The sequence below is a fragment of the Azospirillum palustre genome, from assembly GCF_002573965.1.
In the GTDB taxonomy this organism is placed as follows: domain Bacteria; phylum Pseudomonadota; class Alphaproteobacteria; order Azospirillales; family Azospirillaceae; genus Azospirillum; species Azospirillum palustre.
The window spans coordinates 327,788-338,798 of the sequence record NZ_PDKW01000040.1; the positions used below are offsets into that span (position 1 = coordinate 327,788).

Consider the following 11,011-nt stretch of genomic DNA (forward strand, 5'->3'; position numbering starts at 1 on the left):
GACCGCGATGGAACGGGTCGCGACCTACAACCATCAGAACACGCTCGTCCAATACATGATGAAGGCCGAGGCCAAGGTGGCCGCGGAACAGGTCCGCTCGGCATCGGGGCTGAACTCCACCGACTACAAGGGCATCGCCTCGGACAGCGGCCGGCTGGTCAATCTCGAAAGCCATTACCGCCGGCTGGAACAGTATATCGACGAGGGCGAGGTCGTGAACGGCCGCATCCAGTCGATGTACGATGCCGTCGGCGGGATGTCGGACCTGACCTCCCGCCTCAGCGCTCTGATCACCGGCCTGCAAGGCAACAATGCGGCCGGCGTCGAAGGCGTGGTGGCGGAGGCCGGCCAGCTGATGGAGGAACTCGGCGGGCTGCTGAACACCCGGCAGGACGGCCGCTATCTGTTCGCCGGCGGGCGCACCGACCAGCCGGCGGTCGATCTCGACAGCTACAGCGCCGCAACCTATCCCTCCAGTGCCGACACCGGCTATTACCAGGGCGATTCCACCGTCGCCCATTTCCAGGCCGCCGACGATTTCGTGCTGTCCTACGGCGTCACCGCCGACCAGCCGGCCTTCGAGAAAGCCCTGCGCGCCTTCAGCCTGATCGCCAACATGTCGACCGATCCGGTCGACACCGATCTGCTGGCCGAGGCGACGCAACTCGCCTCCGACGCCACCGACGGGCTGTCGATCACGCAGGCGAAGCTGGGTGCCGCCAGCTCCTCGCTGGAGAACACCATCGACCGCCATGTGGACGAGCAGCTGGTGCTGCAAACCCAGGTGGACGACATCCGCAGCGTCGATCTGGCCGAATCCACCACCAAGCTTTCGCAGCTCCAGGCCTCGCTGGAGGCGACCATGAGCCTGATGAAGATCCTCGAAGAGAACAACCTGTCCAAATATCTGTGAGGGTCGGGGGCTTAGCCAAAAAAGCGCTACTCCCATCGAAAAAGTCCGCCAGCTTTCGCCGCCTGCCCCGTGAGTCCCAGTGAGGGTCGCCGAAACGGCCCGGTTCGATCAGGAGACCACATCATGCCCGTCATCTCGACCAACACGGCTTCCAACTCGGCCCTTCGTTACCTCAACATCAACTCGACCAACCAGTCGGACTCGGTCTCGAAGATCGCCAGCGGTTCGCGCATCACCAAGGCTTCGGACGATGCCGCCGGTCTCGCCGTCGGCACCTCGCTGAAATCCGACGTCACGGTGCTGAACCAGGCGGCCACCAACGCCTCGCACGGATCGTCCATCCTCCAGACCGCCGACGGCGGCATGTCCAGCATCTCCGATATCGTGCAGCGCATGCGCTCGCTCGCCACCCAGTCGCTGTCCGGCTCGGTCACCGACAACGAACGCTCCTACCTCGACGCCGAATTCCAGCAGTTGCAGGACGAAATCGACGGCATCGCGTCCGGCACCCGCTTCAACGACGAATCCCTGCTCGACGGCGCGACCAACTGGTCGACCGGCGTTTCCTTCCGCGTCGGCACCACCTCGAACGACAACATCACGGTGCAGATCGCCGGCGTCACCACGACGGGGCTTGGCATCAACACGCTGGATGTCGGCACGTCGGCCACCGCCGCCGCCGCCCTGACGGCGCTCGACACCGCGGTCACCACCCTGTCGGACGCCCGCGCCGATGTCGGCGCGCTGATCTCGCGCTTCGAATTCCGCAGCGACATGATCGACACCACCATCGAGAACACCGAGGCCGCCCAGTCCAAGATCATGGACGTCGACGTGGCCGAGGAGCAATCCAAACTGGCATCGGAGAAGGTCCTGACCCAGGCCGCCATCGCCGTGCTGTCCCAAGCGAACCAGATGCCCGAGAATCTGCTCTCCCTTCTCCGCTGACGGTTCGCAAGGCCGCCGGGCACGGGTGCCGCGTCCCGCACAGCCTCACAAACTCGTGGGGCGCGCCCCGCCGGCGGCCGTTTCCTTCCATCGTCAACGCCGCAAAACCCGCATCGCCGTGCCATCCGCCGCATCCCCCGCGGCCGGAACCGGGAGAGCCTTGCCATGACCACCGTCAGTTCCACCACCTCCAGCACGGCCGCGACGACGGGCTATTCGGCGCTGTCCTCCAGCGATTCCGGCACCGGCATCGACTATTCCCTGCTGATCGAGGCCAAGGTGAACGCGCGGCTGGCCAAGGCCGACCGCATCGACACCAAGATCACCGCCAACGAGGCGAAGATCACCGCCTACACCGACCTTCAGGACAAGCTGCAGGCGGTCAGCGACGCCATCGACGGGCTGCGCAACCGCAGCGTCTCCACCGGCGCGTCCTCCAACCTGTTCGGTCAGCGGACCGCCTATGTCGGCGACGACGACGTGTTCAGCGCGACGGTGGACGACGATACGGAGGTCGGCACCTATTCGGTCGTGGTCCAGCAGCTCGCCACCAAGCACAAGATCGCGGCCGACGGCGTCGCCAGCAAGACGAGCGCGCTGGGCTATTCCGGCAGCTTCACGCTCCAGGCGGCCGACGGCAGCGCCGTCAGCATCGCGATGGACAGCGACGACAGCCTGACCGACCTGCGCGACGCCATCAACGCCAACAAATCGACCAGCGGCGTCACCGCCAGCATCGTGCAGGTCAGCGACAGCAGCTATCAGCTGATCCTGACCTCCAACAACACCGGCCAGACCATTTCGATGACCGACGGCGGCGACGGCGTCCTCTCGTCGCTCGGGCTGACCGACAGCGACGGCGCCGTCAAGAACGAGCTGGTCGCGGTCCAGAAGGCAATCGTGGAGGTGGACGGTGTCACCATCACCCGCAGTTCCAACACCATCGACGACGCCATCGAAGGCGTGACGCTGACCCTCTACAGCGCCAGCCCCGACACGGCGATCTCGATGGAGGTGTCGACCGACCTGTCCTCGATCAAGTCGGCGATCACCGGCTTCGTCGACGCCTACAACGAATACCGCGACTTCGTGGTGACGCAGCAGGCGACGACCAGCGACGGCACGGCGTCCAGCGACGCCACGCTGTTTTCCGACAGCCTGCTGCGGCAGATCGTCCGGTCGGTGAACAGCGCGCTCAACACGTCGATCACCACCGACGACGGCACGGTTCTGTCGATGGCCTCGCTGGGCATCAGCTTCAACAGCTCCAACGAGCTGGAACTGGACGAGGACACGCTGAACAGCATCCTCAGCAGCGACATCGACTCGGTCAAGCAACTGCTCGGCCTCAACATGACCTCGTCGTCCAGCCAGATGTCGCTGCTGCGCTACACCAGCAGCGCCTCGGCGCTGTCCTTCACGCTGGACATCGTGCGCGGCGACGACGGGACGCTCAGCTCGGCATCGGTCGGCGGCGACAGCAGCCTGTTCACCGTCAGCGGCAACCGCATCATCGGCGCGGCCGGCACGGCCTATGACGGCATCGTGCTGGTCTATTCCGGCAACAGCGGCAGCGTGGACATCGACTTCTCGCAAGGGCTTGCCGACAAGCTGTTCGGCGTCATCGACGATGCGTCGGCCACCTACGGCAGCGACCTCGCCACCGCCATCGACGATCTGGAAACCCGCGACACCGAGCTGGAAAGCCGGTCCACCGACATCAAGACCAAGGCCGAGACCTACCGCAGCACCCTGACCGCCTATTACGCCAGGCTGGAGGCGGCGGCGGAACAGGCGGCGTTGCTGCTGAAACAGCTGACCTACACCGACAGCAGCGACGATAGCTGACACCGGCCGATGTCCATCCAATGACGAGGATTTGGCGCCATGCGCAATTCCGCCTATTCGAAGGCCCTGAACGCCTATGCCGTCGCCAACAGCGCGGTGCCGCCGCTGACGGCGGTGGTGCGGCTGTACGAGCGGGCGATGACCCATTTGTACGCCGCCCGCGACGCCGCCGCGGAGCGCCGGTTCGAAGCGCACCACACCGCGATCCGAAACGCCGTCATGGTGTTCGCGGGCCTTGATTCCATTCTGGTTTTCGACAAAAATGAGGATGTCGCGCTGACGCTTCGCCGGTTCTACCACCGGCTGATCGCGCAGGCCGGCGCCGCCGCCAGCCGGAAGGATCCGGTGGCGGCCTGTGACTCGCTCATCCGCCAGACGTCCTTCATGCTGAAGGCTTGGCAGGCCGTCGCCGCAGAACGCGGCGGGCCATCCACTGTCGTCGGTGCCACGGCCAAAGGGCCGCATGCATCCGTCGTCGGGAGAACGATGGATCATGCAAATGGCGGACTCTCGGCTTGACCGTCCTTGCGAGGATTCCGGTGCCGGGCGCTCCATGTCCAGGGATCTGAGCCGGGGATCAGCCTCCGGCGTCATCATCCCTGTGGACGAGGACAGCGACGAAGCACTGATGGCGCAAATCCGCTCCGGCAGCCAGACGGCTTACCGGACGCTGGTTCATCGCCACCTGAAGCGCACCTACGCCCTGGCCCGCCGCCTGACCGGCAACGAGGCTGAGGCGGAGGATGTGGTGCAGGATGCCTTCCTCCAGGTCTGGCAGCGCCGCAGCCAATGGAACGACGACGGCGGCGCCCGCTTCACAACCTGGCTCTACCGGGTGGTGGTGAACCGCTGCATCGACCACAAGCGCCGGCCGGTCGGCCAGGATCTGGAAACCGTGGCGGAGCCGTCGGACAGCGCGCCCGATGCGGTCAGCACCATCCATCGCCGGCAGGTCGCCGCCCGGCTGCTGGAGGCCCAGGACAGGCTGACCCCGCAGCAGCGCGCGGCCGTGACCCTGTTTTATTACGAGAATTTAAGCAACGCCGACATCGCCAGCGTTATGCAAATCAGCATAGGTGCTGTAGAGTCGCTGTTGAAACGCGCGCGCCAGCAGCTTCGGCTGCTTCTGCGCGCCAGTGCGCAGGCGGCCAGGGATTCCTTCGATGACGGATGAGGAGTTTCGCGATCGGCTCGATCGTCACGGAGGCGACCTCGCCCTTTGGCCGGCCGACGCGGCCAGGGACGCGCGGCGCCTTCTTCTGCGTTCGGTCAAGGCGCAGGCGATGCTGGACGAGATGGTGACGATGGAGCTGGCGCTGGGCCATTCCGAAGACCGCCCGCCGCCAGGCCTCGCCGACCGCATCTTTGCCGCGGCTTTCCGTCTGCCGCCGTCCGACCGCGGCTTTGACGAGGATGGCGATCAGCCGCCCCGGTTGATGTAGCCGGCTGATGTAGCCGTCACTTCGCCGTCACCCGGCGCAGTTCCACCGCAATGCGCTCAAGAGCCTGTTCCAGCCCCTGGCCGCCCAGCGGCTGGAACAGGCGCATCGACGGATACCAGGGCCGCCCGGCGGTGCCGAGCTGCGTCCAGTCGCGATGGCCGAAACGCCAGACCGGCACGCCCAGCGCACTGGCAAGCTCCGCTACCGAATTCGCCGGCGCGATGACGAGGTCGAGTGTCGAGACCAGCGCCGCCGTCTCTTCGAAATCGTCGCGCAGGTCGAGCCCGCTCCAGCCATAGATCGGCTGTCCGAACCGGCGTTCCGCCGCCAGGATTTCGCGCTGGCACTCGTCATATTGCAAATTCACGAAGGTCACGCCGGGCACGGAGAAGACCGAGCCCCAGGCGTCCAGCGGCAGATAGGCGCTGCGGCGGTCGGCGGTCATCAGTTGGCTGCGCCAGCTGATGCCGACGCGCAGGGTGTCGCCGGCACCGTCCAGCCGCTCGCGCCAATCTGCGACGCGGCCACCTTGGGCGAACAGCCAGCAGGACCGCGTCGGGAAGGCCGACAGCCGGTCCCGCAGCAGACGGGGGACCGAGCCGGCGGGGATGTGATAATCGCAATCGACCGTCTCGGCTTCCATCAGCCCACAAGGCGGCTGTTCGGCCCGCAAGGTCGCCTTCGGGAAGGAGCGGGCGAACAGTGGCACCAGCCGGCGCTCGCACTCGATCACCACATGCCCCGCCATCTTGATCAGGTCGGGATAGCAGGATGCGAACAGGAACTCGTCGCCCACCCCCTGCTCGCGCCAGACGAACAGGCGCTTGCCGGCCAGCGGCTCGCCCGCCCATTCGGGAATGGTGAAGCGCCGTTCCGGGCGGACGCGGCCGGCCTTGAAGCGGAAGGCGTAGTCGGCCCAGCCGGCGCTCAGCGCGCCGCGCTCCAGCGACAGCAGGCCGCGGTTGAAGCGGGCCAGCGCATGGCCGGGGGTGGCGGCGACCGCCCGCTCGAACCAGCGGCCGGCGTCGGCACGCCCCTGCCGCTGCTCCGCCAAACCCAGGGTGCAGAGCGGATCGGCCAGCGACGGTGCCAGCGCCAATGCCCGGCGGCAGGCGGCGGCGGCCTCGCCCGGCCGTTGGGCGCCGTTCAGCGCATAGGCCAGCACGGCATGCAAGGGCGCATGGCCGGGCATCAGCCGGATGGCGCGGCGCACCTGCACCGTCGCCGGGGCAAAGTCTTCGCGGTCGGACAGGTCGGCGCCGAGATTGCCCAGCGCATCGGCGAAGGCGGGGTTGAGCGCCAGCGCCCGCTTCCAGCAGGCTTCCGCCTCCACCGGACGCGCCTGCGCTTTGCAGGCGTTGCCGAGATTGTTCCAGGCCTCCGCCTGGCCGGGATCGCGGGCGATGGCGCGGCGCTGCCAGCGCTCAGCACGGCCATACTCCCCGAGCGCGGCCTCCGCCAGCCCGAGATTGACGAGGGCCGGCACATGGCAGGGATCGAGAGCCAATGCGGTCCGGAACCGTTCGCGCGCCTCCGCATGACGGCCGAGCGCATGCAGCAGCAGGCCCAGATTGTTGCGTGTCTCGGCATGGTCGGGCTGGCGACGCAACGCCTCGCCATAGGCGTTTTCCGCTTCGGCCAGCCGGCCCGTTCCTTGGAGCGCGGCACCCAGATTGGCCCAGACCGATCCGGTATCGGCGCCCAGCCCGATGGCCTCCCGATACGCGGCGGCGGCCTCGGCCACCGCACCCCAGCGGCGCAATGCGTTGGCCAGCGCGATCCGGGTGGCGGCATCCTGAGGCCGCAGCCTCGCCGCCAGACGGTAGCAGCCGATGGCGGCACCGGCCTGCCGCAAATCCTCCAGCGCGCGGCCCATGCCGAGCCGCGGTTCGGCCGCACCCGGCACCAGACGGGCCGCCGCGCGGTAGCAGCGCAGGGCCGGCCCCGGCCGCGCCTGCCGCCCGGCGATGGCGCCAAGCAGGCACAGCGCATCGGCGTCGTCCGGGTTGACGGCGAGAGCCCGGCGGGCGCTGGCAAGCGCCGCGGTCACCCGCCCCTCCTCCATCAGCGCCTGCCCCAATGCCAGATGATAGGAGCCGACCAGCGCGTTGGAGCGCGCCGCAGTGTCGAACAGACGGGTGGCGTCGGTGCGCCGCCCATCCTGAAAGGCGATATGGCCCAGCAGATGGGCGGCGTCGCCATGCGTCGGGTCGATCCGCAGGATCTCGCGATAGAAACGCTCCGCCCGCTCGGTCTGTCCGGCATTGTGGTGCTGGACCGCAAGGCGCAGCAATCCGTCGGTACGCCGTGTCGCGTTCCCGTCCATGTCGTCGCCGTTCCGTCAAATGAACTGGTCAGCGGCATCCTGGGGCATCCGGGGCCGCGTCTGTTCCTTGTTACGGTGCCGACATCGGACTCCTGCGCGGGCCTGCAACTTTTCCGCTGCCCTCCGTACTTTTATGAGCCGGGCCCCGATGGATCAGGCGAGCGAGCTGTGCGAGCAGACCCAGAGAACCCGTGCATCCTCTTCGCCGCCGGAGATGCAGGCATGCCCCATGGCGCTGTCGAAATAGCAGGAATCGCCCTTGGACAGGGTCAGGGGCGTGTAGTAATCGCTGTGAACCGTCACCTCGCCGTCCAGCACATAGATGAACTCCTCGCCATCATGGCGGGAAAGCTCGCCGAATTGCTGGATGCTGCGTGCCTTGATCGTGGTCACCAGCGGGACGAACCGCTTGCCGGGCAGGTCGGCGTTCACCGCCTCATACCGGTACTGGTCGGTTTCGTGCACCGCACCGCCGCCGGCCCTGGTGACGCTGCGGCGGCCCAGCGGGGTCGGCTTCGGAACCTGACCGAACAGTTCTCCCACCTCAACCCCCAGGCCGGAGGCCAGTGCGGCAATCTTCTCGTAGGTCGGCGACAACTGCCCGTTCTCGATCTTCGACAGGGTCGATACCGAGACGCCGGACCGCTCGCTCAGCTGCTGAAGCGTGAGCCGTGAGGCTGCCCGCAGCCGCTTCAGCGTCGGCGCAAGCATGCCCGTGGCGCCGTTCGGCCCTGGCCCGTCCCGTCCGGTTCGCTGTGATGATCCGCCCACGCTGTCTTCCCGACTTGATGCGACCGGCCCGGCCGGCCGACGGAGTATAGCCGGCGAAAATTTTTCTTATACGAAAATTTTGTAGCGTATGATCCGGAGCGGATATAGCGTGACGGTCCCTGACGCCCATCCGTCGCGAGGAGAGCATCGCCTTGACCACAGCCGCCCTGTCCATGCTGTCGCCCGCGGAAACCGCCGAACTCCTGCCTTTCGCTCCCCTGTGCGATGCCATCGCCGATGCCGCCCGCGACTATGCCGCCGGCCGGATCCACAGCCCGGAACGGCAGGTCCTGCCGCTGCCGCAGAATGGCGTCCTGCTGTCCATGCCGGCGACGGCCGGGGATATCGGCATCCACAAGCTGGTCAACGTCTGCCCCGGCAATGGAACGCTCGGGCTGCCGACCATCCATGGCGTAGTCGCCGCCTATGACGGCGCCACCGGGGCCCCGCTGGCGATCCTCGACGGGCCGACGGTCACCGGCCGCCGCACCGCCGCCGTGTCGATGCTGGCGATCCGGACGCTCGCCCGGCGTCCTCCGCAGCGGGTCGCCCTGTTCGGCACTGGCAAGCAGGCCGCGTATCATGTCGAGGCGCTGGCATCGCTCCATCCCGGCATCCGCGTCGACGTGCATGGTCGGCGGGAAAAGGCCTGCCAGTCCTTCTGGCGGACCTCCGGCGTGGCTGGGATCGATCTGCGTCCGGCCTCCGGGGCGGTGGACCCCGCCGTCGATGTCGTCATCACCCTGACGACCAGCCTCGTGCCGGTCTATGACGAAGCACCGCGGCCGGACCGGCTGCTGGTCGGCGTCGGCGCCTTCAAACCGGAGATGGCCGAATTCGGCCCGACCTCCATCCATGGCAGCGACGTCTTCATCGACGACCCGGCCGGCGCGCGCCATGAGGCCGGCGACCTGATCCAGGCCGGCTTCGACTGGACGAGCGGACGCTCGCTGGCCGATGCGCTGGATGCGGTCGGCATGACGGATCGCCCCCGCCTGTTCAAGAGCGTCGGCTGCGCCGCCTGGGACCTCGCCGCCGCGCGCTGCGCGCTGAAGAGCCGCATTCCGGCGTGAGGCGCCGGGGCTACTTCTCGCCGATGAAGGCGCAGTGGGGAAAATTCTGGAAGTCGTAGCAGTGGATGCGCAGGTCCGGCCGGTGGCGGCCCAACCAGTCCAGCACGGCCAGATGGGCGGTCTGGTCGAGCATCCACTGCGGCCGGCCCTGCAGCAGGAAATGGCCGATATAGGCCGCCACCGTCGCCAGATACTGCCCGGCGAGTGGGGTGTCGTTGTAATAGACGAAGCAGACGACGATCTCGCGAAACGGTCCGCGACGGCGCCGGTCGTGCAGGACGCCGAGATCGAAGCCGGTCATGTCCCTGGCAAGCGTCCGCAGATCGCTCCGGGTGGTGGCGTCCAGATCGACCAGGATCAGCGGCCGGCCAAGATGCCGGTGCCATTGCTGGACGCGGATGAAACGCGCGCAGGCGTAATAGGTGACGCGCTGGGCATGTGAACAGGCGGTCAGGTCCGGCTGCTCGGTGGACAGGCCAATGGACAGCGGATAGAGCCGCCGCCATTCCCCAAGCATCCCCAACAGCGAGGGCGTCGGCGACACCACGTTCAGGACGACCGATGCACCCGGACTGGTTTGGCCGATGGAACGGAGAAGGTCGGGCGCAAAGCGGCGGACATAGTGCTCATCGCCGCTCACCATGATGACGGGGCCGTCTCCTTCCGGCAGATCCGCCACAATGCTCATCTCCGGCAGCCGGGCGATGACGCTGTCCAGCGAAGCCAAGCCTTCGAAGAACGCATCGTCCGCCCGCAGCATCGACCAGGAGCCGAGTTCGCCGGCATCCCGCAGGTCGGCAGCGGCAAAACGGGCGGCGAATCTCATCTGCAGCTTCGATGCAAGGGTCAGGCGTCCCCGGCGATAGACGTGATAGCCGACAATCGAGGCGGCCAGGGCATCCTTGGGATCGCCGCGCAGGCGCCGCCACGCCGCCCGTGCCGCCCATGAAAGCCGGCGGTCGTCAAGCGCACCCAACTGGAACAGGTCGAGCGCCAGCGCCAGCGACAGACGCAGGCTTCCCGGCTCGTCGGGATGAATCGTCTGGACCCGGTGCAGATGATCGAAGGCCTTCACCGCCAGATCGAGATCGAGCGTCATCGCCTTCCCCGGCGTCCAGTCCAGCAGCCCGCTGCGGTACTGGTGCAACCGGGCAAGGGCGTCATGTCCGCGCACCGACTGCGGGTCGAGCGCCACAACACGGCGGGCGGCGACCTCCAGCCGGCCGGCCTCCTTGCGGCGCAGAACCTCCAGATTGTTCCGCGCCTGCTTGTGGTCGGGCACCACGGCCAGGATGCGCTGGTACCAGGCGGCCGACTCCAGGGGCGATCCGGTGCCGGCCGGCGGCGGGGCGGCGAGGAGGTTCGCCAGATTGTAGGCCCCCGCCGCATGGGCCGGCGCCAGTGCCAGGGCCCGCCGGCAGGCATGGTCGGCATCCTCCAGCCGGCCGGCCCCGCGCAGTAGGCTGGCATAATTGGCCCACTGATCGGGGCTGTCGGGCTGGGCCGCCGCCACCTGGCGGAAATGGCAGGCGGCCTCGCCCGGACGCCGGGTCTGCATCAGCAACAGGCTCAGCATCTGGAGCGCCTGGAGATGTCCGGGCATGGCCGCCAGGAACGCACGGTATCCCGCCTCCGCCTGTGTCAGATCGCCCTGCTGGTGACTGCGGATGATCTGACCGAGATCCATGCC

Annotated in this window: 10 protein-coding genes; 7 read left to right on the top strand and 3 right to left on the bottom strand. The window is 67.6% G+C overall.

What is annotated here, in order from left to right:
* The first annotated feature begins 7 nt into the window (after window positions 1-7).
* The 6 genes from CRT60_RS11430 to CRT60_RS11455 all read left to right on the top strand — a co-directional run bounded on the left by CRT60_RS11430 (window position 8) and on the right by CRT60_RS11455 (window position 5,151).
* Window positions 8-913, top strand: a complete 906-nt coding sequence (locus CRT60_RS11430) for a flagellin (protein WP_098736546.1) — start codon at window positions 8-10, stop codon at window positions 911-913.
* A 123-nt stretch (window positions 914-1,036) separates the two neighbouring features.
* Complete coding sequence (locus CRT60_RS11435; protein WP_098736547.1) at window positions 1,037-1,861, top strand: flagellin; 825 nt, start codon at window positions 1,037-1,039, stop codon at window positions 1,859-1,861.
* A gap of 165 nt (window positions 1,862-2,026) precedes the next feature.
* On the top strand, window positions 2,027-3,709 hold the full coding sequence (gene fliD, locus CRT60_RS11440) for a flagellar filament capping protein FliD (RefSeq protein ID WP_098736548.1): 1,683 nt from the start codon (window positions 2,027-2,029) through the stop codon (window positions 3,707-3,709).
* 39 nt (window positions 3,710-3,748) lie between these two features.
* The gene (locus tag CRT60_RS11445; protein WP_098736549.1) at window positions 3,749-4,228 is read left to right on the top strand and encodes a flagellar protein FliS; all 480 of its coding nucleotides are present in this window, start codon (window positions 3,749-3,751) and stop codon (window positions 4,226-4,228) included.
* A gap of 34 nt (window positions 4,229-4,262) precedes the next feature.
* Window positions 4,263-4,883, top strand: coding sequence for an RNA polymerase sigma factor (locus CRT60_RS11450; RefSeq protein ID WP_244592418.1), 621 nt, complete (start codon window positions 4,263-4,265; stop codon window positions 4,881-4,883).
* Window positions 4,873-5,151, top strand: coding sequence for a hypothetical protein (locus CRT60_RS11455; RefSeq protein WP_098736551.1), 279 nt, complete (start codon window positions 4,873-4,875; stop codon window positions 5,149-5,151). The genes CRT60_RS11450 and CRT60_RS11455 overlap by 11 nt, the downstream gene beginning before the upstream one ends.
* 16 nt (window positions 5,152-5,167) lie before the next feature.
* Here the strand turns inward: CRT60_RS11455 and CRT60_RS11460 are convergent, their stop codons facing one another.
* Together CRT60_RS11460 and CRT60_RS11465 are read right to left on the bottom strand one after the other, a co-directional pair.
* The gene (locus tag CRT60_RS11460) at window positions 5,168-7,477 is read right to left on the bottom strand and encodes a tetratricopeptide repeat protein (RefSeq protein ID WP_098736552.1); all 2,310 of its coding nucleotides are present in this window, start codon (window positions 7,475-7,477) and stop codon (window positions 5,168-5,170) included.
* A 153-nt stretch (window positions 7,478-7,630) separates the two neighbouring features.
* A complete protein-coding gene (locus CRT60_RS11465; RefSeq protein WP_098736553.1) occupies window positions 7,631-8,188 on the bottom strand; it encodes a helix-turn-helix domain-containing protein in 558 nt (185 codons plus the stop codon).
* A 212-nt stretch (window positions 8,189-8,400) separates the two neighbouring features.
* Here CRT60_RS11465 and lhpI point away from each other — a divergent pair, with 212 nt between their 5' ends.
* Entirely contained in the window at window positions 8,401-9,321 is a 921-nt protein-coding gene (gene lhpI / locus CRT60_RS11470; RefSeq protein ID WP_244592419.1) for a bifunctional Delta(1)-pyrroline-2-carboxylate/Delta(1)-piperideine-2-carboxylate reductase, read from the top strand.
* A gap of 10 nt (window positions 9,322-9,331) precedes the next feature.
* On the opposite strand, the gene CRT60_RS11475 is transcribed toward lhpI, so the two are convergent.
* Window positions 9,332-11,008, bottom strand: coding sequence for a tetratricopeptide repeat protein (locus CRT60_RS11475; protein WP_098736555.1), 1,677 nt, complete (start codon window positions 11,006-11,008; stop codon window positions 9,332-9,334).
* Between the last annotated feature and the right edge of the window lie 3 nt (window positions 11,009-11,011).

Excerpts from the sequence above, each read along its gene's own strand:
- CRT60_RS11430 (WP_098736546.1), top strand. The coding sequence starts at position 8 with ATGGAACGGGTCGCGACCTACAACCATCAGAACACGCTCGTCCAATAC.
- CRT60_RS11435 (WP_098736547.1), top strand. The coding sequence starts at position 1,037 with ATGCCCGTCATCTCGACCAACACGGCTTCCAACTCGGCCCTTCGTTAC.
- fliD (WP_098736548.1), top strand. The coding sequence starts at position 2,027 with ATGACCACCGTCAGTTCCACCACCTCCAGCACGGCCGCGACGACGGGC.
- CRT60_RS11445 (WP_098736549.1), top strand. The coding sequence starts at position 3,749 with ATGCGCAATTCCGCCTATTCGAAGGCCCTGAACGCCTATGCCGTCGCC.
- CRT60_RS11450 (WP_244592418.1), top strand. The coding sequence starts at position 4,263 with ATGTCCAGGGATCTGAGCCGGGGATCAGCCTCCGGCGTCATCATCCCT.
- CRT60_RS11455 (WP_098736551.1), top strand. The coding sequence starts at position 4,873 with ATGACGGATGAGGAGTTTCGCGATCGGCTCGATCGTCACGGAGGCGAC.
- CRT60_RS11460 (WP_098736552.1), bottom strand. The coding sequence starts at position 7,477 with ATGGACGGGAACGCGACACGGCGTACCGACGGATTGCTGCGCCTTGCG.
- CRT60_RS11465 (WP_098736553.1), bottom strand. The coding sequence starts at position 8,188 with ATGCTTGCGCCGACGCTGAAGCGGCTGCGGGCAGCCTCACGGCTCACG.
- CRT60_RS11475 (WP_098736555.1), bottom strand. The coding sequence starts at position 11,008 with ATGGATCTCGGTCAGATCATCCGCAGTCACCAGCAGGGCGATCTGACA.